The sequence below is a fragment of the Nocardia sp. NPDC127606 genome (assembly GCF_042671725.1).
Lineage (GTDB): Bacteria > Actinomycetota > Actinomycetes > Mycobacteriales > Mycobacteriaceae > Nocardia.
The window spans coordinates 1159093-1180911 of the sequence record NZ_JBHXWQ010000001.1 but is presented as its reverse complement, the minus strand read 5'-3'; the positions used below and the strand labels follow the sequence as shown (position 1 = coordinate 1180911).

Sequence of the window (21819 nt, the reverse complement as noted above, 5' to 3'; positions counted from 1 at the left end):
AGCAAACATTCAGCATAGCCCTGGTGCGTCACGCGCCGATGTCGCGACGACCAGCTCGACCACCATGCGGCCCGTCCCAGATCCGCTGCCGTGAGGCAGGGGCAGGAGGGCCGCTCGGGCGGTCAGCGACCAGGTCGCTGTACGTGCAGTGGTGAAACACCGTCCATGATCTCGGTCCACCACGGGTCGAGGGGGCTGCGCTCGGGCTCCTGGGCGTGCACGGCGGTGACGTCGAGGCCTGATTCGCGGTCGGAATCGAAGACGAAGGTCTCCTGTTCGACGCGATCGGCCTCGGAACCGGTCGGTAAGACGGTCATCGGGTCCTCCTCGAAGCGGCTATCGGAGGGGGTGAAGGCGGTGGCCGGGTCCGCACCCCGGCCACCGGACTGCAGGGAGTCGAATTCAGCTCATTCGACAGGGCTCGGATCCCCTCACGGCCTCAGGCGTTGATCGCCTGAGGTTCGCGATCGTGATCGCGGGCGATCTCGATCTTGCGTGGTTTGGCCTTCTCCGCGACCGGGATCGACAGGCGCAGGACTCCGTCGCGGTAGTCGGCGCGGATCTGGTCGGTGTCGAGGCTCTCGCCGAGGAACAACTGTCGGCTGAACACTCCGCGCGGGCGCTCCGCGGCGATCATCGACCGATTCACGTCGAGTCCGGGCCTGGACGCGCGCACGGTCACCACATTGCGCTCGACGTCCAGATCCAGCGAGTCCGGGTCGATTCCGGGCAGATCGAGCTCGACGACGAACTCGTCCCCATCGCGCCAGGCATCCATCGGCATCGCCGCCGGTTGCGCTGCTGTGCCGAACATCTGCTGGGTCAACCGGTCCAGATCACGGAAAGGATCGGTGCGCATCAACATGGTCGCCACCTCCAACTCACTCCATTCTCGGTAGGATGTTCATCAGATAACCTATGCCATCTGACATAGATATTTTTTAGCACTCGACCCAGATGAGTGCAAGTGCCAGAACCAAGTAATCTGAGAGGGATCGCAGGAATCGAGGTGAGGACGTAGATGGTCTCCCGGCACGACTCAGGGCCGTCACCAGCACAGGCGGTGTACGCAATCTCCGTTGCCGCGGAGTTGGCCGGCATCGGGGTCCAGACTCTGCGCCTGTACGAGCAGCACGGCCTGCTCATGCCGGCGCGCAGCGCAGGTGGCACCCGGCGCTACAGCGGTGACGATCTGACGCGCCTGCACCGCATCACCACCCTCACCGGCGAGGGGATGAATCTGACCGCGGTGGCTCGCATTCTCGAACTCGAAGACACTGTCGCTCGCCTGCGCGCGGAACGCGATCGACTACGCGCCAAGCCGAAGCAGGCGCCCACGTAAGCAGGGCAACGCGCCTCCGCCCCCGGGTCGACGCGAATGTGCTGATCCGCGTACTACGCGGCTCGGCAAGAAGGAGTTGCTCGGTCAGCTCAATCGTTCGGTGAGCTCGACGGTGACTTCATCACCATCGGTCTTTCCGATTCGGCGCCGGATCGCGGCGGCGACAGGAAGCTTGTGAGTGCCGTCTCCGAGCGCCATGAACGAGGATGCGAACGGGACACCGTCCACCGTTCCTTTCACCTTGACCAAGCCTCGGGTGCCGAAGATCCGTGCCGAGTCGGGCAGTTGCACACACGTCCACGTGTCACCTTCCCTGACTTTTCCGAGGACAGCGGTGAACGTGATGTCGATCGGTCCCGGTGCGGTGTTCATGAGAGCTCCTGTCGGGGTACGCGATTCAGACGAACAGGCCGAGGATGACGCCGCTGACGACCAGCTTGAGGGCCCAGTCGGTCATATGCACCAGGGCGGTCGGTATCGGCACGTTCTCGTGGACGATGGCGCCGGCGAGGATGGTCACCGGGAGCACCGCCACGATCGCACCTACCGCCGCCCCGGCGGCGACGCCATGCCGATCACCGGCGACGAGCAGTGTCGCCAGCACCGCCGCGGCCGACAGGCCACGCAGCACCACGAACAGCATCTGGACCGGCATGCCGATTCCGGGACGCGGGGTGCTCGTCCGCGACACCAGTGCGGCGATCGGCGGTGTCGCGTACAGCACCGCGCTGATGACGAACGAGACGACCGCCGCGACGACGACACCTGCAAGTATCATGGCGAACTCCTTGAGTACGATTCAGTACTTAATCTAAGAGAACGGATAAGTACTGTCAAGTACTAATATCGGGAGCATGACCTCTCCAGCTCGACGCCGCGGCCGGCCACCCGGGAAGTCCGGCGCCGAGCTACTCACCGTCGCCCGCGAGGTGTTTCTCGAGCGCGGGTTCGCGGGATCGACGATGGACGAGATCGCCGCACGCGCCGGGATCTCCAAAACCTCGCTGTACCGCGAACATCCGTCGAAAGAGGGACTGTTCGCCGCGGTCGTGGAGCACTGGACCGCTGCAGGCCGTGACGCCATGCGACCCGCCCTCACCGACCTCGAGACCGCCGAGGATGTCCGCGAGGGCCTACTCGCCTGGGCGCGAACCCTGCTGGCCGGTGTCCTCTCGCCGCCCGTGGTGGAAATGCGTCGACTGGTCACCGCCGAGGCGGCCCGCCTGCCCGAGGTCGGTGCAACGTATCTGCACCAGAGCTGGGTTCGCAATATCGGCGCTCTCGCCACCACACTGCAGGTGCTCGACGCGCGCGGCATGCTGGCGATCCCCGACCCCCGGGCCGCCGCCGAACAGCTCACCTGGCTGGTCGTCGGCGCACCGCTGAACGCCCGAATGCTCGATGCCACAGCAACATCCGCGAACACCCCCGACGCAGCGATAGATCTCTTCCTGGCGGCTCACCGACCGGCCCTGACCGCATCCGAGCTCGGTGGTCCCTGAGCGCCGCACGTTCAGGCGAGCGCTTCGTCCGCGAGCGCTCGCGCCGCCTCCTCGGGCGCGTAACTCGCCAGCGCGAGGACAAGGCTTCGGATCCCCGTCAGCGCGGACGGCGGTAACCGCGCGTGACGGGCGACATCGAGCTCGTTGGCGATCGTCAGCACCGCGAAGGCATGCAGGTCAGCACCCTGGACCAGCCTGGAAGTACCGGTGAAGCGATCGATTACCGCCAGCGGCTCTCGCCCGAGGTCTCGGTATGTCCGCTCGCGATCGCATCCACCGTAGAGATAGACCAGGTCCTCCGCGGCGGGCCCGATAACCTTCACGAGCCGCGGCCGATCGGTCGTCGGCAGCAGCTCGACAGCGAATCCGTCCGTGCCGTAGGAAGCGTGGCAGATCGCAGCCAGGCGGGTTCGCGGTGTGGCGTTCCATTCGGCCAAGAGGTTGTGCACCCGACGCAGGTGAGCGTGCAGTGTTCCACCGGGATGTTCGACCTCCTCGGCACCGAGAACCCGCTGTAGGTCGAAGGCACCCTGAACGACCTGGGCGGTAGCGAGCCAGGTGTTGGCGTGCTCCGAGACGATGCGCGCCAGCTCGTCAGGGGCTTCACGGGCAATGAGATGGCCGGCGTCGGCCACACGGGTAACGGTGACACGACGGTCGGCGAGGAACCGATCCACTTCGGGGTCGGTGAGCGGCGACTGTCCGCCGCGCACGAGCAGCATCGGCACTTCCGACCCGACGGCCGTCGCGTGTAACGCAGACCCCGCCGCAAGGCTGTCTTCTACCAGTTCGGTGCGTTGATCGCGGAGCCCGCTCTCACTCAGCCAGGCGCGCACCCGATCCGGATCGGAATGCGGCACCACGTCCACAAGAATCAGACCGGCCACGCGACGCGCGATGTCGGGTTCGCCGAGGGCGGCGATGGCAGCGAGCCCGCCGACGGAGGCGCCCACCACAACGAGCGGTGCCGGCTCGCGGCGCACCATTTCGACCACGTCCTCGGCAACCGCCCGAAGGACTGTCGCCTCCCCCGTGCTCTCGCCGTGTCCACGCAGATCGAAGGCCGCCGTCCGCAAGCCGGCCGCGGCGAGCTGCGACGCGACGGGAGCCCACACGCCGCGTTGCTCGCCTCCCGCATGGAGCAACAGAACCGTCGGGCCCGCGCCGGTCACGGTGCCGCGCAGGGTGACGTCACCCAGGGCGATACTCACGTCGGTCGCATGCATGACGCTCCTCGGCGGACCTCGGGAATGACGCTGGGTGGTTGCGTCGCAGACTTCGGTATTCGGGTCGGCACCCGCCCCGCGTCCTGCGTCCCGATCCGGGACTTGTCAGTGATGCGGGGCGGGTTGCCGCCCTGGGCCCACAACCATCATCAGCGACAAACCACCAGCGGGTCAATCCTCGGTTCCCCTTGGCCGACCCCAAGATTCACCACACCGGCGGCCAGCGCTCAGTCCGCGACGACCTCGCTGCGATCACCGCTCCACAGCGTGTGGAACTTGCCCTCTGCGTCGATGCGCTCGTAGGTGTGCGCGCCGAAGAAGTCACGCTGGCCCTGGGTCAGCGCGGCGGGCAGGCGCTCGGCGCGCAGTGCGTCGTAGTAGGACAGCGAGGACGCGAACGCCGGGACTGGGATGCCGAGCAGGGTGGCAGTGGACACCACGCGCCGCCAGCTGTCGATCGCGGTCTCGATGGCCTCGCGGAAGTACGGCGCGAGGATCAGGCTCGGCAGCGCGGGGTCCTGCTCGTAGGCTTCCTTGATCCGGTTCAGGAACCGAGCGCGGATGATGCAGCCGCCGCGCCAGATCGTCGCCAGGTCGCCGGGGCGCAGATCCCAGCCGTACTCGGCGCTGCCCGCGGCGATCTGGTCGAAGCCCTGTGCGTAGGCGACGACCTTGGACGCGTAGAGCGCCTGCCGGATGTCCTCGGTGAACTGCTCGACATCGGTGGGCTTGTCGGCGAGTGTGCCCGACGCGAGGCCCACCGCGGCTTTGCGCTGGGCGCGCGAGCCCGACAGCGCCCTGGCGAAGACCGCCTCGGCGATGCCGGTCACCGGCACACCGAGATCGAGCGCGGACTTGACCGTCCAGCGGCCGGTGCCCTTCTGCTCGGCGGCGTCGACGATGACATCGACCAGCGGCTTGCCGGTCTTCGCGTCGACCTGCGCGAGCACCTGCGCGGTGATCTCGACCAGGTAGCTCTCCAGGTCCCCGGAGTTCCACTGCGTGAACACGTCCGCGATCTGCCCGGCGTCGAAACCGAGCGCGTCACGGAACAGATGGTATGCCTCGCCGATCAGCTGCATATCGGCGTACTCGATGCCGTTGTGCACCATCTTGACGAAGTGTCCGGAACCGTCGGGGCCGATGTGGGTGCAGCACGGGGTGCCGTCGACCTGCGCCGCGATCGACTCGAGCAGCGGGCCGAGGGATTCGTAGGACTCCTTGGGCCCGCCCGGCATGATCGCGGGGCCGTTGAGCGCACCTTCCTCACCGCCCGAGATGCCTGCCCCGACGAAGTTGAGGCCACGGTCGGCCATGGCGGCCTCGCGGCGGATCGTATCGGTGTAGAGGGCGTTGCCGCCGTCGATGATGATGTCGCCCGGCTCCATCACGGCAGCCAGTTCCTCGATGACGGTGTCGGTCGCCTCGCCTGCCTTGACCATGATCAGCACCCGCCGCGGCTTCTCCAGCGCCGCGACGAACTCCTCCACGGTCTCGGTGCGGATGAAATCGCCGTCACCGCCGTGCTCGGCGAGCAGCGCGTCGGTCTTGGCCACGGAACGGTTGTGCAGCGCGACGGTGTAACCGTGCTTGGCGAAGTTGCGGGCGATGTTGCTGCCCATCACTGCCAGGCCGGTGACACCGATGTGTGCACGCGCGGTAGAGGTCGACATTGATCAGCTCTCTTCGTTCGGCGGTTCGATGTGTGCGGAAGACGAACTCCTTGGCAGGCAAGTTACTGGGTGCCGGTTCGCCGCCGAACACCTACCACCGTGACCGGGGCTACACGGCGAACCGGGCCCGGCCCGCGTGTCGGCGGTCGCTGCTAGTGTCGGTCGAGTTCTGACACGGGGTGTCTCGCGACCGCGAGGCTGAGAACAGACCCGCTGAACCTGTTCAGGTAATGCTGACGAAGGGATGTCACGGTGTTGCACGCCCACACCACGAATACCGGCCTGTTCACCGATCACCTCTGGGACCGGACCAAGGTCCTGCGGAGCGCGATCGATGAGCTCGAATTCCTGCGGCACCTCGGCGAGGGCACCTTGCCACTCGAGGTGTTCCGGACCTATATCGAACAGGATTCGCTGTATCTCACCGGGTACTCGAAGGCGCTGGCGATTCTCGCCGCCAAGTCACCGGACCCGCAGACCGCGGCCTTCTGGGCGACCTCGTCGGCGAACGCCGCCGCTGTCGAGTCGGCCATGCACGACCAGATGCTCACCGGCGGAGCGCTGCCCCCGCGGCAGGGCGAGCCGGAGCATTCCCAGACCTGCCTGGCCTATGTCTCCTATCTGATCGCCGCCGCCGCGACCGAGTCCTACGCCGTCGCCGCGGCGGCCGCGCTGCCCTGCTTCTGGATCTATGCCGACGTGGGACGCGGTCTGGCCGAGAGTGCCGCGAAGGTGATCGCCGCCGACGCCGCCCACCCGTATGCCCAGTGGGTCACCACCTACGGCGCGGAAGAATTCCAGCAGGCCGCGGCCACGGCTCGATCGCTGGTCGACGCCGCCGCCGAGTCGGCGAGCGAGCGTGAGCGAGCGGCGATGGAGAAGGCATTCGTCCTCGCCGTGCGCTACGAACTGATGTTCTGGGACACCGCCCTGCACCCGCAGCCCTGGCCTGCCGCATGAGCGGGCGTCTTCGCCGCGCACTCGCGGTCATGGCAACCACCGTCGCGACCCTGTCGCTGGTCACCGCCTGCGGATCGGGCGGCGGATCCGATCAGACCATCCGCTTCGCGCTGGACTGGACGCCCAACACCAACCACTCCGGGCTGTATGTCGCGTTGCAGCGCGGCTACTTCGCCGACGCCGGTCTGGATGTGCAGGTGCTGCCGTACAACAACACCTCGGTCGACACGGTGGTCGATGCCGGGAACGCGGAATTCGGGATCAGTACCCACAATTCGTCGACGTTCGCCCGCGCCTCGGGTGCGCGAATCCAGTCGGTGCTCGCGCCCCTGCAGCATTGGGCGACCGGGATCGGCGTGCGCGCCGACCGTGCCGATCTCGCGAGCCCGAAGAATCTGGACGGCAAGACCTACGCCGGTTTCGGTGACCCGGGTGAGAAGGAGTCGCTCGCGCAGGTCATCCGCAACGACGGCGGCGCCGGCGAATTCACCTCCGTCATGCTGGGATCGTCGGCGTACGAGGCCGTGTACTCCGGGAAAGCGGACTTCACCGTCTCGTATCTGGCGTGGGAGGGCATCGAGGCCGAACACCACGGCACCCCGATGAAGTACTTCCGCTACACCGATTTCGGATTCCCGGACTCCTACGCCATCGTGATCGATGCCAACGAAGGCTGGCTCGCCGAGAACCCGGACCGCGCGAAGAAGTTCGTCCAGGCCCTGCAACGCGGCTACCAGTTCGCCGCGGACAACCCGGACGCCGCCGCCCAGGACCTCATCGACGCCAACCCGGGCGCCTTCAACGACGAGAAGCTGGTCTTCGACAGTCAGCGCATGCTGGCCGAGCAGTTCATGAAAGACCCGAACGGGCGAGTCGGCACCCAGACCGTGGAGCAGTGGTCGGCGAATTCCCGATTCCTGTACCGCAGTGGCCTGCTCAACGGCCCCGACGGCAAACCTTTGACCACCGAACCCGACTGGTCGACGTATTTCACCGATGACTACCTTGCCAACCCGTGACCGGTCCGTAGACGCGGAAGTCCTGCCCAGCGACCGGTCCGGTCGCTGGGCAGGAATCCGGTGGGCGGTGCCCTCGATCGTCACCGTGGCGGTGCTCGTGGCCGTGTGGCAGATCTATGTCGTCACCAGTGGTGTGCGTCCGCAGGTGCTGCCCTCGCCGGTGCGCGTGGTCGAGCAGGGCTGGGCACATCGCGACGAGATCGCCACCCACGCGGCCGCCACCTTGCAGGTGACGCTGATCGGCTTCGCGGTCTCGCTGAGCGCGGCGTGGGTGCTGGCGGTGATCGTCGACTTCTCGCCCTGGCTGCGGCGCGCGTTGGTGCCGCTGTTCGTGGCATCGCAGACCGTGCCGATCGTCGCGATCGCACCGCTGATGATCATCTGGTTCGGGTTCGGTCTCCTGCCGAAGATCCTGGTGGTCGCGCTGGTCACCTTCTTCCCGATGGCCATCGGCCTGATCGAAGGGTTCGCCGCGGCCGACCGTGACGCGGGCGCGCTGCTGCGCAGCATGGGCGCCTCCCGCGTGCAGGAGTTCGGGTATGTGCGGCTGCCCTCCGCGCTGCCGCGGTTCTTCACCTCGTTGCGGATCGCGATCACCTACGCGGTCGTCGGTGCGGTGTTCGCCGAATACGTCGGCGCCAGTGTCGGCCTCGGTATCTACATGAGCCTGCAGAAGAATTCGTTCCGCACCGATCTGGTGTTGGCGGCCGTCTTGGTGACCGCGCTGCTGAGTATCGCGCTCTACCTGACGACGTTCGCGGTCGAGCGCCTCGTCGCGCCGTGGGCGCGCACGGAGAACAGGAGCCGGCGTGACTGACGCCGAAGGCGACCGGATCGTCGTCGACCACCTCACCAAGTCGTTCCCCGAGCTCGGTCGGCGCAGCCCTGCCCTCGAGGTGTTGGGTGGGGTGTCGTTCACGGTCCGGTCGGGTGAGTTCGTCACCGTCATCGGCCCCAGCGGTTGCGGCAAGAGCACGGTGTTCAACATGCTGGCCGGACTCGAATCCCCCGACTCCGGCAGCGTCGGCTTCCGCGCGGCCGACGGCGAGGACACCGCGTCGCACTGTGCCTACATGCCGCAGAAGGACCTGCTGTTCCCGTGGCGAACCGTCCTCGACAACACCATCCTGGGCTTGCGCGTGCAGGGTGTCCCGAAAACAGAGGCCAGGCGCCGCGCTCGCGAACTGTTCCCGGTATTCGGCCTGTCCGGTTTCGAGGACGCCCGCCCGTCCCAGCTGTCGGGCGGGATGCGACAGCGGGCCGCACTGTTGCGCACCGTCGTCCAGGAGCGTGAATTGCTGCTGCTCGACGAACCTTTCGGAGCGCTCGACTCGTTGACTCGCACCGAGATGCAGTCGTGGTTGCAAGAGGTCTGGCAGCGCTACCGCTGGATGGTCCTGATGATCACTCATGATGTCCGTGAGGCGGTGTACCTGTCGGACCGTGTGATCGTCCTGTCGGCGCGTCCGGCCACCGTGCGCCGCGAACTGCGCATCGATCTGCCGCGCCCGCGCGGGCTGTCCATGATCACCGCCCCCGAATTCGTCGCGCTGGAAGAAGAACTCCTCGCGATCCTGCACGAGGAGTCGCGTCGCTCACTCGAGCAGTCGCTTGGTCGAGCGACGAAACGCCCAGACCACGACCAGTAGCGCCGGCGCCAGCAGTGGGGTTCCCATGACGATCTTGGCGGTGGCCAGCCAACCGTCGGCTTCGATGCCGTAGAGCCAGTTCTGGACGAAGTAGCGTGCCGCGAACACCGCGGCGAGGGCGAGGGTGGCTATATCGTGCCCGCGCAGTGACGGGCGGTCCTGCCGCCAGGCGAACTCGTTGCCGTGCAGCATGTTCCACAGCACCCCGGTGAGCGGCCGACGGGCCAGCAGCGAGACGAGTGCGACAAGGGCACCGACCAGACTGGCCCAGATGCCGACCAGGAAGAACCCGCCTGCCGAACCGGTCCACGCGGCGACGCCACCGGCGACGACGACCCCGACGAGTCCGCCGCTCGCCTGGACAGCGGGCTCACCGCGAACGATCCGAAATCCCATGAGCCCTACCGCGACGGCGACGGCAGACCCGATGGCAATCGGTAGTGCCACAAGCGCATTCGCTACGACGAAGGCAATGACCGGTATGGCCGTGTAGATCATTCCTGTGGTGCCGCCGAGTTGGTCGACCAGTCGCTGCGTGGGATCGGCCGTCGATACACGCGAGGCGGCGGACTCGTCGACGTCGCGGTGGGATTCAGGCTGAATCATGGTGCTCTCCAAGCTGTTGCGCGAGAAAGGTGTCGTGCGAGGACAACTCCCACGTTCGTCGCCGCGGACACCGGAAACCAGTGCGCGCCAACACCTTTTCGAGTGACAACCTCATGGATGCGCCATGACATCTGTCACGACATGGGTGCCATCAGACTCAGCAACCCGAGGTCCTCGGCCAGCGCGCCGTCCTGGCCGAGCGCGGTGAAGTCGGCCTCGACCTCGGACAGGGCGAGCTTGCCCGCGCGGACCGCTCGGTAGCGCACATACGACCAGAGAAAGACGTCGAGGTTGTCGAAGCGGGTCCCGTCCTCGAGGACCTCTTCCTCGTGAAACCACACCGCGACCTGACCGGTGGTGAGCACGACGTAGAGGTTGCCGCCGCCGTCGGCTCCGATAGAGAACACGTCCTCGTCGGTCAGTTCGGTCGTGTAGTCCTCATCGAGAATCCCGCAGCCGTTGCCGGCGAAGTCGAAAGCGTAGGACCAGTCGAAGATGTCGAGGAACTGCGACAGCCGACCGGAGCGGACGCGGCGGTCGAAGGCCGCGAGTGCGGCAGCGCCGGCCGGAGGCAGTCGGTCGAGAAATAGCTCCACCGAACGAGTTTCGGCGGAGACGACGACAGGTTCGCCGTCACCGAACCAGCGGGCAAGATCGGCATCGAGGCCACGATCGGTGTAGCCGACGAGGTCGGCGAGGGTGAGCGTCACGCCGAAATTGTAGAAACGACCTCCGACATGGCCACCGCTCGGCCGACTTCTCGTGGGCGAGAACGTCGGATTCGCGATCCCGCGACAGGTGTCGTCGCATGTCGCGGTCCGGATGTCGGGTCCAGCGGTGTATTTTCGGGACTCGAGCTGGTGGCCCGCCTGCTCGATGCCGCCATCGCGCTACTGCATCCGGGTGCGGTCCGGTCGGTCTCACCGGGCCGGTGAAAGACACCGATGGACGCCCGCGATGCCGCCAGGTTCGTCCGGGTGCCGCAACCGCGCATCGCGGTGCCGGTGAACTACGAACTGGACCCATTTCAGCGAAAGTAAGGGTGAACTGATCATGTCCTCGTCAACCAACGTTCCGAATCCGCGCCGACGCCGGATGCTGAGCGTAGTGGCAGCGACGGTTGTCGCGCTCGGCCCGTTCGTCCCCGCAGTCGCGACCGCCGACCCCGGCGAACCCACTCTCGTTCTGGTGCACGGCGCCTTCGCCGACGCCACCAGCTGGGACGGAGTCGCCGCCGAGCTGCGCGGACGCGGCTATCGTGTTGTCGCAGTGGACAACCCGCTGCGCGGGCCGCGCAACGACGCGCAGGCGCTACAGGGCGTGCTCGACTCCATCGACGGCCCGGTTGTGCTCGTCGGGCACTCCTACGGCGGGTCGGTCATCACCAACACCCACGACCCCAAGGTCAAAGCCAACGTCTACATCGCCGCCTTCGCCCCGGCACAGGGCGAGTTCGTGCTCGGACTGCTCGACCCGATCCGGTTCCCCGGCAGCCAACTGCTCCCGCCCGCACTGCAGGTACGGGTCGTGGACGACGCCACCGGGATCGCGGGCAAGAATGTCGACGGCTACATCGTGGAACCGTACTTTCACGATATCTTCGCCCAGGACGTCAGCACCGACACCGCCGCGAACATGTACGCCCACCAGCACTCGGCGGCACTGACCGCCAATCTGGAACCCTCCGGCTCACCCTCGTGGGCGAGCACACCCAACTGGTACCTGATCTCGGGTGAGGACCGCGTCATTCCCGCAGCCGCGCAACGGTTCATGGCTGGACGCGCCGCGGCCACCACCCGTGAGATCGGCTCCTCGCATGCCTCGTTGGTCTCCCAGCCGATCGCCGTCGCCGACACCATCGCGGAAGCCGCGGACTCGGTTCGATAGCCGAGCCGGCCGCGGCACCGACGACCGGCCGAACACTCATTTGCGGGCGCGACGGGTGGTGAGAACTCCGGCGATCCAGCCGACGACGAACATCGCCAGCAGGATCAGCCACATCGGGGAAGTGACCGTGATCAGCAGGATTTCGACAGAGACCTTTCCCCTGTTCTCCAACACGAACACGACGGCGAAGATGCTCAACCCGATGGCGACCCATTGGGTGGGTGACACACGACTCAGCAGAGACCTCTTACCGGCGGCATCGTTCATCGGAGTCCTCCTTTCGACGAGGTGGCGTTCACTCGGCGCCACGCAGGATCTCTCGTAAACGCTCGGTGTCGGCGACGGTCCAGTCGGCCGGTGACAGGATCGCGACCCACGCATCGGCGATGTCGGCCTGGAAGGTGTGGCCGTGCCCGTCCGGCACATCGACCGCGACTGCCATGTCCGCCGACACCTGCAGAAACGTCACCACCGGGATCCAGCGGGTGCTCGGTAAGACATCGCGACCGCGTTCCTCGTCGAGCCAGTCAGGTCTCTGGAACAGCAGTCGCGGTGTCCACCAGGTGATCGGGTCGGAGGCGTGCTGGAGATAGACCACTTTGGGTGCGATCCACACGGCGTCGGGGCGGGCGAGATCCGGTGCGCCAGCGACGAATCGCGCGGTGTGCCCGTCGCGGTAGATCGGCAGCCACTGCGGCGACCCCGGGTCGCGTCGTGCGGTGGCATCGCGCCATACCGGGTTGGTGGCGGTGGGACCGACGAACAGGACGCCGTCGGTACGGGCCGCCATGTCCTGGATGCCGGAGAACGCCGCCTCACCGCCGAAGGATCCGAGGCTCTCCCCGAAAACGACCAGCTTCGGCCGACGATCGACCGGCAAGAGGTCCCATTCGGCGTGCACCGCCTCGAACAATGCTTGACCGGCCTGTCGAGCGCGTTCCTGGTCGACGACAAAGGACAGCCAGCTCGGCAGGTAGGAGTACTGCATACTCACCAACGCGCTGTCCCCGCCGGCCAGATACTCCACTGCCGAGGCGGTCGACTCGTTGATCCACCCGGTTCCGGTGGTGGTGGCGATCCCGAGGACCGCTCGTTCGAATCCGCCGGCCCGACGCAATTCCGCAACCGCGAGATCTGCTTCGGCTCTGATGGTCTCCGCCGAATCGAGGCCGGTGTAGACGCGAATCGGCTCACGCGCGGGCTTTCCGCTGAATGCGGCCAGGTCGCTCGCGGTGGGACCGTTGGACACGAAGATTCGCCCCTGCCTGCCCAGCGAGTCCCAGCTCACCAGCGAGCCGGGACCACCGGAACGCTCCGCGAGAACGGGTTCCTCCGTATCGGGCGAGGTCTCGTCGTTCACGGCCTTGAATGTCTCGTTGAGCATCGACATCGCCACGTCCGCGACCACGCCGTTGATCGCGGCGACAGCGACGGCGGCCACCACCACACCGCCGAGCACCGCCGCGACGCGTGGCGGCATCACCCGTGCCAACAGTCCGCCGACCCATCGCGACAGCGCCCAGCACAGCCGCGACAGCGCGATCAACACCGCGAACGCGACGGCGGCGATCGCCACGATGATCGGATAGGCGTGCCATGCCAGTCCGCTCACGCCCATGAGCGAACGCAGATCGCTTTGCCAATCGGCATACCAGGCCAGCACTGCGACCGACCCGAGGCAGGCCACGACGCCCAACGCCCACCACGCCGGCGACGGCGCAGGCCCGCGCTGTCGTTGCAACATCCACCGCATCAGGGCACCGACCGCGACGCCGAGTCCGTATCCGAAGGCAGCCGCGGCACCGGTGACGATTCCTTGAAACAGCGGTCCTCTGGGCAGCAGCGACGGCGTCAGCGACAACCACACCAATACCAACGCCCCCACCACGCCACCGAAATGGGATCCCCGACCGGTCAGCATCGCGACATCGGATCTGCTACTCATCGGCCGATCCGACATCGGAGATATCTACGCGTGGAATTCATTTGTTCCCCTGTGATTCGACCAAGGATCCACCGGCGCACAGAATTCACTGCCGAACCCGGTGCAGCTCTGTCGTGCGGTCAGGCCGACACGAGGCCTGGTCCGGGTTCGTTCAGTGGTGTGAACTATACGACCCGGTGATACCCCGATACGGAATTCGGGCAATCGACACCGACATGTGAGCTGAACACAGGTCAAACGTAGTAGCCCCGTCCGGTACAAACACTGGCCAGAGCAAATTCACGGGAATGCGCCAACACGTAGAGGTCGACTACCGAAGCATCGAGCCACGGCAATGGTGGTCAAAATTCGGTCCGCTACACGATCGACACTCTCGCCACGGGAAGGTCGCGGCGAGTCCCCACAAAGGCGCGCAACCAGCCCGGATAATCCACGACGTCGACGTCGAACACCTGCACAGTGAGATCGACCGGTCGTACCGCCCCGGACTCGCGAAGCCTGATCGGCGGCAGCTCCGAGGTGAACGTCACTTCTCCGGCGTTCCATATCGCGCAGAACTCCGGGTAGGCACCGAGCTCGTCGAGAAGCTGCTCGGGCCAGTCGGCGTGGCCGAAAGTGCCGATTCGGCCGCGTAATCCGCTCACCGTCGCCTGTGCGACATCGTCCCAGTCGACGAAGACCTGCCGGGCAATCTCGTTCCCGAACAACCAATGCAGCCCGTTTTCCCCCACGCGCAGCCCGGGCAACATCGACTGGGCGGCGTTGTTGAGCGCCAGGATATTGCCGCGGGCGTCGAAATATCCCGCCACTCCTCCACGATGGGCATCGAGTATGCGAAGCGCGTCGTCGCTGATTCGGGCGCGCAATTGGTCAACCGTGGGGGTCGATGTGATCGGCAGTCCTGCCAGGTCGAACAGGTGCCGTCGCTCGGTCATCGTCAACGCACGGGCTCGACCCAGGCAGTCGACCAAGGATTCGACGACCGCACGCGCTGGATGATCGCGGTCACCCCACTCCAGGTGGGTGACGTAGCTGGCGCTGACTCCTGCGGACACGGCCAGTCGCTCGCGCGACATTCGGCGATCGTCACGCAACCACCGTAGGAAGCTGCCGAATGTCGGCAGCGTCAGCAGTTCCGGATCATGCGACCTGGTCATTTGGTTCACGGCACTCACTCCCGTTCGAGCCTTGCCTACGCCCTGCACGATAGCGACCACGGCACGCTACCGGCCCGGAACACGCAGGTTCGGGCCGGTGACAAGGGCGCTTTCCGTTGCGGCACTACCGCGCGATCGGCGGATCGCGCAGGAGCAGTCGAATCCAGGCATCGGCCAGCCAGTCACGGAAACGCTCTGCCGTCCAATCGCGTTCGCCGACGAGCAGTACCCAGTATTCGGTGGCGTTCATACTCCAGATCACGTCGGCGACCTCGTCGTCGGACAGATCGTCGCGCAACTGCCCAGTACTGCGCAGGTCTGCTGCGAACTCACGCATATTGACGGCGCGGCGCTCGCTGATCTCAGCCCATACGCGCGCGCACGACGCGTCTGTCGTCGCCGCCTCGCGCAGCGCCAGGAAGATCGGCGCGAGGCGTTGCTGAATGGCGACCAGCGCGTCGGCATAGATCGCGATCTTGTCCTCGGCTCCGTTCGCCTCTCGGATCGCACGAACGTACTCGCGCTGCCGAGCCGGGATCGCATGATCGGTCCCGGAGAGAGCTGTCTCGACCAACTCTCGGAGCAGTACCGGCTTACGTCCGATCGATGCGTAGACCGTGTCGACGGAGACACCTGCGTGCGTGGCGATCTCGGCCACCGTGGTGGCGGCATAGCCCCGCGCCACGAACAGCGCTCGCGCGGCCGCGAGGATCGCGTGACGCGTATCCGCGGCCTGCGCGGCGCGCCGAGGGGCATTGTATCGACGCTTGTCCACCTTGACGTTCTCGTTCATCGGCGCCTATTCTACCAATATTCGTCCGATACTGATTCGGGTTAATTCAGGAAGGGATCCGGCCATGGTCTACGCCTACATTCAAGATGTCCCTATCGGCGAGGAGCTCTACAACCGGATCATCGAAGAACTGGGTCCGGAACCGCTCGACGGCTCGCTACTACACCTGTGCGTGCGCCGCGACGACGGCGGACTGCGCTACATCGACGTGTGGGAGTCCGAGGCCCATTGCGCTCACGCCTTCGACGAACGCATCCACCCCGCCGTCGACGCCGCCTTCGCGGGCACCCGCCCCGGAGAGCCGACGATTCAACACCTGGATGTCGTCCACGCGACAGGCTCGCTCCTGGTCGCGAAGGACACGTGACCAGCGCCGGCTTCGGCGCGTTGCGGCAGATCGCCGTGTGCGCTGTGGTCTGCGTTGCGGTCGGCTGCGGATCGGACTCTTCTGATGCGGTCACTACCGCAGAAACGTCCGCGGCGGCGATTCGGCCGACCGACGAAGCGTGCGGCGATACCGACCGTATCGAGGACGCCGTGTCAGAATTCGGTGTTACCGGTATCTCGATAGCCGGCCAATGCACCACTGTCGTCATCGCGACGACGCTGGCCGACGACTCGTCCGGCGCCGATACCGCGCACCGAATCTGCCGTGCCGCAGCAGCGGTCGCCTATACGAACGACATCACCAGCATCTCCGTCACAGCGGCCGACGGATCCGAACTCTCGGTGGGTATCGAGGGAGCATCCTGCATCGGGGATTGACCCAGCCCAGAAAAGACGTCATCGCCCATGGCTGCCGCACCGCCAACTCTGCGGTGCATCATGTCGGTCACGACAACAGAACCCACGCGCGTGGTCTCGGCGTCGCGCCCTTCTGCTGCCTGTGCGCTGGCACTGGGCGCGCTCGACACGCATTCGGCCACTACGATCCGTGGACACCTCTGCACCCGAATGAGTAAGGATTCCCATGGCGCGCAAAATCATTGTCAGCCTTATCGACGACTTCGACGGCACATCCGAAGCCGACGAAACCGTCACTTTCGGAATCGACGGAGTCGCCTACGAAATCGACCTGTCCGAGACCAACGCCACCAAGCTGCGCGAAACGTTCGACCAGTGGCTCCCCTATGCCCGCCGAATCGGACGCACCAAGACTTCCACCGGTCGACTCGCTGCGAAAACCCCTGCGAGCACGCCGATTCGACGCAACGATCTCACCGCCATTCGTGCTTGGGCCGGAAACAACGGCCACACTGTGTCGACTCGCGGACGGATCTCCGCAGACGTTATCGCCGCATATGACGCAGCGTCTGCATAAAGCAAGTCCGTGGGGTGAAGTCCGCTCGATCGGGCGGTGGAGCCAGATCTGATTCTCGAGGTCGGCGAAGCCGTGGACTTCGCTGTCGGCGACGAGGTGACCCGGGCACAGTCGAGCGTCCGGGTCCAACACCGTCCCCGTTCAGATCTCGGCGAGGACCGCGGCATCCACATACCGTGGATCGCGGGCGATCGCGGCGAATCTCGACTCACCGTCGGCGCCGACCGATTCCTGCACCTCGGCCAACCGGACGAGCAGATCGAAGTAGCTCGCCTCGGCCGGCCGCAACTGCGCGATCGTCGCCGTGAGATCGACATCGGCGGCGAACCGCGACCCGTCGATGCCCACCAACAGCGTCGCCAGCCACCCATCCGAGTCCGCCGCGAACATCGACCCGCTGGTCTCGGCCCAGAACAACACCGCGCTCGGCGCCACCTCGGAGCTCAACCGCCCCGCCGCGGCGAGCATCACCAGCGCGGTATAGATGTTCGACTCGCAGAATCCGAAGTGCATCAGATACGCCTCGAGTGCTCCCGCCCGATACCTCAGCACATAGGTCAGCCCACCGGTGTCCTCCCCGAAACAGTCGGCGAAGTACTCCCGAGGCGTCGTCCCCTCCTCGGCCTGCCGCCAATCGGGCGCCTTCCCATCCCAGAACCACCCGTCGAACATCGCGCCGTGATTCTCGATGGCCTCCGGCCCCGGCGCCGGTGTCTCCAGCCATTGCTCGAATGCCTGTCGCCCCATAGGAATTCGAGCGGCAACGACAAACGTGTCCGACACAACCGGCTCCTCATCGATCTCGACCGCGCCCACCATCTCGGGCCCACGCGCCATCCTAAGATCTCGCCCCTCTATTCCGGCGGCCTGCTCACCGAACGTCCCGCGCGGCCCGGACCTGGATTCTCGACGTGGCGGCCGAGTACGTCCCGGCCTGAGTCGTGGTGCCGTCGTCGTTCAGGTCGATGCGATGGCACCTAGATCGCCGGCACGCGGTCCCGTGCGATCCAGGCGATGAGGTCGTTCTCCACCTCGTCTCGGTTGATCTCGTTGAGGATTTCGTGGCGGGCGTTCGGGTAGACGCGGTAGGTGATGTCGGTGAGCCCGGCGTCGCGGTAGCGCTGCACCTGCAGATCACTCAGTCGCACACCGTCGTTGAGCGGGTCGCTGCCGCCGACCATGACATACAGCGGCAGGTCTGTCCTGATGCCGCGGGGCCGGGCGAGCCGTTCGTTGCCCAGCTTTGCCAGCAATGCCATGTTCACCGCATCGATCTCGAATCCGCACCATGGGTGGGCCAGGTAGGCATCGACCTGGGCCTCGTCGCGACTGAGCCAGTCGGCGGGTGTGCGGGTCGGCTGGAACTCCCGGTTGAACAGGGCGAGCAGATCGCCTTCGGCGGCGGCGATCTCGACGAACAGTTCATCCACCGCGGTGGTACCGCACAGGACCGCGGCATCGACCAGCGCGTCGTGATCGAGCAGGTACTGCTGAACCGCGAACGAGCCGAGGCTGTGCCCGAACAACACCACCTGCCGATCGGGATGGATCTCGCGCAGGATCGCGGTGAGCGCGGTCATGTCCTCGACGAGCAGATTCCAGCCGTTGTCGCCGAGGTCACCGGGCGCACCGGCCATGCTGTGCCCGTGTCCGCGATGGTCGGCGGCGTAGACGGCGTAGCCGAGCGCCACGAGACGTTCGGCGAGATGGCTGTAGCGCGCGGCATGTTCGCCCATGCCGTGCGCGATCTGGACCACGCCGGTGACGTCGCCGCCGGCGGGCAGCCAGGACCGGACGTGGAGAGTGGTGCCGTCACTGCTGGGGTAGCTGAACATGGATCACTCCTGTGTGATGTGCGGACAGTATTGTGCGACAGCGGATTTCACGGCCCGATGATGGCGCGTTTGAGGATCTTGCCGGTCGGTCCGGTCGGCAGGGCGTCGAGTAGCCACACCTGTCGCGGGTATTTGTAGGCGGCGACCCGGTCCCGGACGAATTCCTGGATCTGTTCGCCGGTCGTGGTCGCGCCGACGCGCAGGGCGACGGCGGCCACGATCTCCTCGCCCAGATGCGCGTCGGCGATGCCGATGACCGCGGCCTGGGTGATCTCGGGGTGCTCGTAGAGCACTTCTTCGATCTCGCGCGGATACACGTTGTAGCCGCCGCGGATGATCATGTCCTTCTTGCGGTCGACGATGTAGAGGTAGCCGTCCTCGTCGCGGCGGGCGAGGTCACCGGTGCGAAACCAGCCGTCGGGGATCGCCGTGGCGGTGTCGGCGGGGCGGCGCCAGTACCCCAGCATCACGTTGGGGCCACGCACCGCGATCTCGCCGATTCCGTCGATGTTGTCGACGAGTTCGACCTCGACGTCACGGATCGGCGTGCCGATCGAGCCCGGTTTGCGTGGCTGGCCCGCATGGTTGAACGCGACCACCGGACTGGTCTCCGACAACCCGTATCCTTCGAGAATCACACAGCTGAAACGCTTTTCGAAGCCGTGCAACAGTTCCACCGGCAGCGAGGCGCCGCCGGAGACACAACGGCGCAACGTCGAGACATCGGCCTCGGCGGCGCCCCGGTCGTGTAGCAGTGCCGAATACATCGTCGGCACACCGGCGAACACGGTGACACCATCGCGCGCGATCGCCTCGAAGACAGTCGCGGGCTCGAAGCGCGGTACCAGGGTCAGGCAGGCGCCGCTGCGGATCGCCGCGTTCATCGCGCAGGTCTGGCCGAAGGTGTGGAACAGCGGCAGGCAGCCGAGGATCACGTCGTCGGTGCCGATATCGAGCACGGTCGTGGAATAGATGTCGGCGTTGTGGGCCAACCCGGAATGCGACAGCGCGGCGCCTTTGGGCGTGCCGGTGGTGCCGGAGGTGTAGAGGATCACGGCCGGTTCCTCGGCGGTGATCGAGCGGTCGTCACGGCAGGGTTCATGCCCGGCGATCAACTCGGCCAAGAGGTCGGCGTCGATCGTGAGCGCCGCCGTGCCGGCTTCCCGCGCGCCATGCGGACCCTCACCCGGTCCATCGACCCAGTCGAACAGCAGCGCCGCCGCTGAATCCCGCAGGTAATAGGCCACCTCGCGCGATTTGAGCAGCGGGTTCATCGGCACGACCACGGCGCCCGATCGCAGGATGCCGTAGTACAGCACGACGAATTCCGGCACGTTCGGCAGCATCAGCGCCACCCGGTCCCCCGGCTCGATACCGCGCTCGCGCAGGAACGCGGCGACCCGAGCGGTGCGCTCCTCGAGCTCGTCATAGGTCAGCACGACCGAACCCGAGCGCAGCGCGGGCCGGTTCGGGTGGCGCAGCGCGGAGTGGAGCAGGTTCTCGCTCAGAGCGGGCATCGGCAGATCCTCGGGGACGAAAGCGGTCGACAACGCGAAAATCGTCGCACCGCTGTGACGGCGATCCCATGGATCGCCGGACAACATCGCCGCGAAAGCATTGTCCGCGGGAACAACCGCACCCCCGGTAAGCTGCGGAAATGGTCCGAACAACGCCACCGAGCCCGATCGTCGACGTCGCCGCGGCGCTGCTCGCGCGCATCGACGATCTCGGACTACAGCTGGCCCGGCGATTCGTCGACGAACTCGAGACCTACCGCAACGAGAACCAGGTGCCGTTCGACACGATCCGCACCTCCTGCACCCGCAATCTGACGCTGATGGTGCAGCACTTCACCACCGCCGAACCAGTGGATCCCGAGCCGCCGAAGGAAACCGGCAGGCTGCGCGCCCAGCAGGGTGTGCCGCTGGCCGAGACCCTGCACGCCTTCCGGATCGGATTCGAATTCCTGTGGTCGGAACTGGTCGCCGAAGCCAGACGGCACCCGGCGGTCACCGACGCCGTCCTGGTCGATCTGGCGGCCGAGGTGTGGGCGCTGGCGGGCGAGTACTCCGTCGCCGTCGCGGCCGCCTACCGGGAGATGAGCTCAGAACTCATGCTGCAGCGTGAACACGAGCGGTCGGTGCTGGTCGAGGCGTTGTTCACCGGCGTCATCGCCGACCCGGCCACCCTCGGCGAGGCCACGCGGGTGCTCGGGCTGCCGCCGCGTGGGCGCTACGTGGTGGTTGCCGCGGAGGTCAGCGCCGCGGGCCGGGAGGCGCTGCCCGGCATCGAGACCGAGCTGCGCCGTGCGCAGATCATCTCCGCCTGGCGACTGCGCCCGGATCAGCAGATCGGCGTTCTCGCGCTCCCGGCGAATCGGGAGTCCACCACACTGGCCACGCTGCGCAACTACCGGGCGCGCGTCGGCATGAGCCCACCGTACGAGTCACTCACCGACACCCCGCAGGCGCTGCATTTCGCCCGGCTCGCGGTGGTCGGCCTCGGCGATCACGCCTCCGGCGTCGCCCGATTCGACGACAATCCGCTGGGCATGGTGGTCGCGGCCGCACCACTGGAGGCGGCGCGCATGGTCGACCTGCGCCTACACGAGGTACTCGCCCTCCCCCACGACGACCGCCTCCGCCTCCTGGAAACCCTCGAAACCTGGTTCGCCGCAGGCGGTTCCGCGGCCACCACCGGCGAACGCCTCTACCTGCACGCCAACACAGTGCGCTACCGCCTACGCCACATCGAGAAACTCACCGGCCGCTCCCTCACCGACCCCGCCGCAGTACGCGATCTCGGTGCGGCACTACAGGCTTGGAAGGTATTGGCCACGGTGCGCGCGGATCGACGCCGGTGACCCGCGAACCTGGAGGTCCGTCTCACCCGTGCCGGCGATCC

Annotated in this window: 26 protein-coding genes and 1 riboswitch; of the genes, 11 read left to right on the top strand and 15 right to left on the bottom strand. The window is 66.5% G+C overall.

All coding sequences use genetic code 11. The features are described 5' to 3' along the window. Positions 1-122: 122 nt before the first annotated feature. Both ACFVJ5_RS05625 and ACFVJ5_RS05620 read right to left on the bottom strand, forming a co-directional pair. Positions 123-317, bottom strand: a complete 195-nt coding sequence (locus ACFVJ5_RS05625) for a hypothetical protein (protein ID WP_379218687.1) — start codon at positions 315-317, stop codon at positions 123-125. A gap of 122 nt (positions 318-439) precedes the next feature. Continuing rightward, positions 440-865: an Hsp20/alpha crystallin family protein gene (locus ACFVJ5_RS05620; RefSeq protein ID WP_379218686.1), complete on the bottom strand. Its 426-nt coding sequence runs from the start codon at positions 863-865 to the stop codon at positions 440-442. Positions 866-1021: 156 nt separating this feature from the next. On the opposite strand from ACFVJ5_RS05620, the gene ACFVJ5_RS05615 reads away from it, so the two are divergent. After that, positions 1022-1342, top strand: a complete 321-nt coding sequence (locus ACFVJ5_RS05615) for a MerR family transcriptional regulator (RefSeq protein ID WP_379218685.1) — start codon at positions 1022-1024, stop codon at positions 1340-1342. An 84-nt stretch (positions 1343-1426) separates the two neighbouring features. Here the strand turns inward: ACFVJ5_RS05615 and ACFVJ5_RS05610 are convergent, their stop codons facing one another. Together ACFVJ5_RS05610 and ACFVJ5_RS05605 are read right to left on the bottom strand one after the other, a co-directional pair. Further along, complete coding sequence (locus ACFVJ5_RS05610; protein WP_379218684.1) at positions 1427-1714, bottom strand: DUF1905 domain-containing protein; 288 nt, start codon at positions 1712-1714, stop codon at positions 1427-1429. A 25-nt stretch (positions 1715-1739) separates the two neighbouring features. Continuing rightward, positions 1740-2120: a DUF1761 family protein gene (locus ACFVJ5_RS05605; RefSeq protein WP_379218683.1), complete on the bottom strand. Its 381-nt coding sequence runs from the start codon at positions 2118-2120 to the stop codon at positions 1740-1742. 76 nt (positions 2121-2196) lie between these two features. On the opposite strand from ACFVJ5_RS05605, the gene ACFVJ5_RS05600 reads away from it, so the two are divergent. Continuing rightward, positions 2197-2844: a TetR/AcrR family transcriptional regulator gene (locus tag ACFVJ5_RS05600; protein WP_379218682.1), complete on the top strand. Its 648-nt coding sequence runs from the start codon at positions 2197-2199 to the stop codon at positions 2842-2844. A gap of 11 nt (positions 2845-2855) precedes the next feature. Here ACFVJ5_RS05600 and ACFVJ5_RS05595 read toward each other — a convergent pair whose 3' ends face one another. Both ACFVJ5_RS05595 and gndA read right to left on the bottom strand, forming a co-directional pair. Further along, complete coding sequence (locus ACFVJ5_RS05595; RefSeq protein WP_379218681.1) at positions 2856-4070, bottom strand: alpha/beta fold hydrolase; 1215 nt, start codon at positions 4068-4070, stop codon at positions 2856-2858. Between the two features lie 227 nt (positions 4071-4297). Further along, positions 4298-5743 (bottom strand): NADP-dependent phosphogluconate dehydrogenase, encoded by a 1446-nt coding sequence (gene gndA, locus ACFVJ5_RS05590; protein WP_379218680.1) that lies wholly within the window; start codon positions 5741-5743, stop codon positions 4298-4300. A gap of 165 nt (positions 5744-5908) precedes the next feature. Continuing rightward, positions 5909-6005: riboswitch (TPP riboswitch) on the top strand. Between gndA and ACFVJ5_RS05585 the strand changes: the two genes are divergently transcribed. From ACFVJ5_RS05585 to ACFVJ5_RS05570, 4 genes are all read left to right on the top strand, one after another. Then, complete coding sequence (locus tag ACFVJ5_RS05585) at positions 5996-6703, top strand: TenA family protein (RefSeq protein ID WP_379218679.1); 708 nt, start codon at positions 5996-5998, stop codon at positions 6701-6703. (Overlaps the previous riboswitch by 10 nt.) After that, positions 6700-7722: an ABC transporter substrate-binding protein gene (locus ACFVJ5_RS05580; protein ID WP_379218678.1), complete on the top strand. Its 1023-nt coding sequence runs from the start codon at positions 6700-6702 to the stop codon at positions 7720-7722. The genes ACFVJ5_RS05585 and ACFVJ5_RS05580 overlap by 4 nt, the downstream gene beginning before the upstream one ends. Further along, entirely contained in the window at positions 7700-8539 is an 840-nt protein-coding gene (locus ACFVJ5_RS05575) for an ABC transporter permease (protein WP_379218677.1), read from the top strand. Before ACFVJ5_RS05580 ends, ACFVJ5_RS05575 begins: the two co-directional genes overlap by 23 nt. Beyond that, positions 8532-9371, top strand: a complete 840-nt coding sequence (locus tag ACFVJ5_RS05570; RefSeq protein WP_379218676.1) for an ABC transporter ATP-binding protein — start codon at positions 8532-8534, stop codon at positions 9369-9371. The genes ACFVJ5_RS05575 and ACFVJ5_RS05570 overlap by 8 nt, the downstream gene beginning before the upstream one ends. Here ACFVJ5_RS05570 and ACFVJ5_RS05565 read toward each other — a convergent pair. Beyond that, the gene (locus tag ACFVJ5_RS05565; protein ID WP_379218675.1) at positions 9318-9977 is read right to left on the bottom strand and encodes a DUF3159 domain-containing protein; all 660 of its coding nucleotides are present in this window, start codon (positions 9975-9977) and stop codon (positions 9318-9320) included. The genes ACFVJ5_RS05570 and ACFVJ5_RS05565 overlap by 54 nt on opposite strands. A 134-nt stretch (positions 9978-10111) precedes the next feature. Further along, complete coding sequence (locus tag ACFVJ5_RS05560; RefSeq protein WP_379218674.1) at positions 10112-10687, bottom strand: hypothetical protein; 576 nt, start codon at positions 10685-10687, stop codon at positions 10112-10114. 343 nt (positions 10688-11030) lie between these two features. Here ACFVJ5_RS05560 and ACFVJ5_RS05555 point away from each other — a divergent pair, with 343 nt between their 5' ends. Next, a complete protein-coding gene (locus ACFVJ5_RS05555) occupies positions 11031-11864 on the top strand; it encodes an alpha/beta fold hydrolase (protein ID WP_379218673.1) in 834 nt (277 codons plus the stop codon). 36 nt (positions 11865-11900) lie between these two features. Here the strand turns inward: ACFVJ5_RS05555 and ACFVJ5_RS05550 are convergent, their stop codons facing one another. From ACFVJ5_RS05550 to ACFVJ5_RS05535, 4 genes are all read right to left on the bottom strand, one after another. Further along, complete coding sequence (locus tag ACFVJ5_RS05550; RefSeq protein ID WP_379218672.1) at positions 11901-12131, bottom strand: hypothetical protein; 231 nt, start codon at positions 12129-12131, stop codon at positions 11901-11903. Between the two features lie 28 nt (positions 12132-12159). Next, entirely contained in the window at positions 12160-13809 is a 1650-nt protein-coding gene (locus tag ACFVJ5_RS05545) for an alpha/beta hydrolase (protein WP_379218671.1), read from the bottom strand. Positions 13810-14165: 356 nt separating this feature from the next. Beyond that, positions 14166-14966: a helix-turn-helix domain-containing protein gene (locus ACFVJ5_RS05540; protein WP_379218670.1), complete on the bottom strand. Its 801-nt coding sequence runs from the start codon at positions 14964-14966 to the stop codon at positions 14166-14168. Between the two features lie 124 nt (positions 14967-15090). Beyond that, positions 15091-15759: a TetR/AcrR family transcriptional regulator gene (locus ACFVJ5_RS05535; RefSeq protein ID WP_379218669.1), complete on the bottom strand. Its 669-nt coding sequence runs from the start codon at positions 15757-15759 to the stop codon at positions 15091-15093. Positions 15760-15823: 64 nt separating this feature from the next. On the opposite strand from ACFVJ5_RS05535, the gene ACFVJ5_RS05530 reads away from it, so the two are divergent. From ACFVJ5_RS05530 to ACFVJ5_RS05520, 3 genes are all read left to right on the top strand, one after another. Next, the gene (locus tag ACFVJ5_RS05530; RefSeq protein WP_379218668.1) at positions 15824-16126 is read left to right on the top strand and encodes a hypothetical protein; all 303 of its coding nucleotides are present in this window, start codon (positions 15824-15826) and stop codon (positions 16124-16126) included. Further along, positions 16123-16524 carry a hypothetical protein gene (locus ACFVJ5_RS05525; RefSeq protein WP_379218667.1) on the top strand — a complete coding sequence of 134 codons (402 nt, stop codon included), beginning with the start codon at positions 16123-16125 and terminating at the stop codon, positions 16522-16524. The genes ACFVJ5_RS05530 and ACFVJ5_RS05525 overlap by 4 nt, the downstream gene beginning before the upstream one ends. Positions 16525-16729: 205 nt before the next feature. Continuing rightward, positions 16730-17080, top strand: a complete 351-nt coding sequence (locus tag ACFVJ5_RS05520) for an Lsr2 family protein (RefSeq protein WP_379218666.1) — start codon at positions 16730-16732, stop codon at positions 17078-17080. Between the two features lie 141 nt (positions 17081-17221). Here ACFVJ5_RS05520 and ACFVJ5_RS05515 read toward each other — a convergent pair whose 3' ends face one another. From ACFVJ5_RS05515 to ACFVJ5_RS05505, 3 genes are all read right to left on the bottom strand, one after another. Continuing rightward, complete coding sequence (locus tag ACFVJ5_RS05515; protein ID WP_379218665.1) at positions 17222-17827, bottom strand: hypothetical protein; 606 nt, start codon at positions 17825-17827, stop codon at positions 17222-17224. Positions 17828-18057: 230 nt separating this feature from the next. Further along, positions 18058-18915, bottom strand: coding sequence for an alpha/beta fold hydrolase (locus ACFVJ5_RS05510; protein ID WP_379218664.1), 858 nt, complete (start codon positions 18913-18915; stop codon positions 18058-18060). A 47-nt stretch (positions 18916-18962) separates the two neighbouring features. Next, positions 18963-20432 carry a long-chain fatty acid--CoA ligase gene (locus ACFVJ5_RS05505; RefSeq protein WP_379219789.1) on the bottom strand — a complete coding sequence of 490 codons (1470 nt, stop codon included), beginning with the start codon at positions 20430-20432 and terminating at the stop codon, positions 18963-18965. 140 nt (positions 20433-20572) lie between these two features. Here ACFVJ5_RS05505 and ACFVJ5_RS05500 point away from each other — a divergent pair, with 140 nt between their 5' ends. Continuing rightward, positions 20573-21778, top strand: coding sequence for a PucR family transcriptional regulator (locus ACFVJ5_RS05500; protein WP_379218663.1), 1206 nt, complete (start codon positions 20573-20575; stop codon positions 21776-21778). Positions 21779-21819 lie beyond the last annotated feature (41 nt).

Bases quoted from the DNA above. Each gene is read 5' to 3' on its own strand.
- ACFVJ5_RS05625 (WP_379218687.1), bottom strand. From the start codon at position 317: ATGACCGTCTTACCGACCGGTTCCGAGGCCGATCGCGTCGAACAGGAG.
- ACFVJ5_RS05620 (WP_379218686.1), bottom strand. From the start codon at position 865: ATGTTGATGCGCACCGATCCTTTCCGTGATCTGGACCGGTTGACCCAG.
- ACFVJ5_RS05615 (WP_379218685.1), top strand. From the start codon at position 1,022: ATGGTCTCCCGGCACGACTCAGGGCCGTCACCAGCACAGGCGGTGTAC.
- ACFVJ5_RS05610 (WP_379218684.1), bottom strand. From the start codon at position 1,714: ATGAACACCGCACCGGGACCGATCGACATCACGTTCACCGCTGTCCTC.
- ACFVJ5_RS05605 (WP_379218683.1), bottom strand. From the start codon at position 2,120: ATGATACTTGCAGGTGTCGTCGTCGCGGCGGTCGTCTCGTTCGTCATC.
- ACFVJ5_RS05600 (WP_379218682.1), top strand. From the start codon at position 2,197: ATGACCTCTCCAGCTCGACGCCGCGGCCGGCCACCCGGGAAGTCCGGC.
- ACFVJ5_RS05595 (WP_379218681.1), bottom strand. From the start codon at position 4,070: ATGCATGCGACCGACGTGAGTATCGCCCTGGGTGACGTCACCCTGCGC.
- gndA (WP_379218680.1), bottom strand. From the start codon at position 5,743: ATGTCGACCTCTACCGCGCGTGCACACATCGGTGTCACCGGCCTGGCA.
- ACFVJ5_RS05580 (WP_379218678.1), top strand. From the start codon at position 6,700: ATGAGCGGGCGTCTTCGCCGCGCACTCGCGGTCATGGCAACCACCGTC.
- ACFVJ5_RS05575 (WP_379218677.1), top strand. From the start codon at position 7,700: ATGACTACCTTGCCAACCCGTGACCGGTCCGTAGACGCGGAAGTCCTG.
- ACFVJ5_RS05565 (WP_379218675.1), bottom strand. From the start codon at position 9,977: ATGATTCAGCCTGAATCCCACCGCGACGTCGACGAGTCCGCCGCCTCG.
- ACFVJ5_RS05555 (WP_379218673.1), top strand. From the start codon at position 11,031: ATGTCCTCGTCAACCAACGTTCCGAATCCGCGCCGACGCCGGATGCTG.
- ACFVJ5_RS05550 (WP_379218672.1), bottom strand. From the start codon at position 12,131: ATGAACGATGCCGCCGGTAAGAGGTCTCTGCTGAGTCGTGTGTCACCC.
- ACFVJ5_RS05545 (WP_379218671.1), bottom strand. From the start codon at position 13,809: ATGAGTAGCAGATCCGATGTCGCGATGCTGACCGGTCGGGGATCCCAT.
- ACFVJ5_RS05540 (WP_379218670.1), bottom strand. From the start codon at position 14,966: ATGACCAGGTCGCATGATCCGGAACTGCTGACGCTGCCGACATTCGGC.
- ACFVJ5_RS05535 (WP_379218669.1), bottom strand. From the start codon at position 15,759: ATGAACGAGAACGTCAAGGTGGACAAGCGTCGATACAATGCCCCTCGG.
- ACFVJ5_RS05530 (WP_379218668.1), top strand. From the start codon at position 15,824: ATGGTCTACGCCTACATTCAAGATGTCCCTATCGGCGAGGAGCTCTAC.
- ACFVJ5_RS05520 (WP_379218666.1), top strand. From the start codon at position 16,730: ATGGCGCGCAAAATCATTGTCAGCCTTATCGACGACTTCGACGGCACA.
- ACFVJ5_RS05515 (WP_379218665.1), bottom strand. From the start codon at position 17,827: ATGGGGCGACAGGCATTCGAGCAATGGCTGGAGACACCGGCGCCGGGG.
- ACFVJ5_RS05510 (WP_379218664.1), bottom strand. From the start codon at position 18,915: ATGTTCAGCTACCCCAGCAGTGACGGCACCACTCTCCACGTCCGGTCC.
- ACFVJ5_RS05505 (WP_379219789.1), bottom strand. From the start codon at position 20,432: ATGCCCGCTCTGAGCGAGAACCTGCTCCACTCCGCGCTGCGCCACCCG.
- ACFVJ5_RS05500 (WP_379218663.1), top strand. From the start codon at position 20,573: ATGGTCCGAACAACGCCACCGAGCCCGATCGTCGACGTCGCCGCGGCG.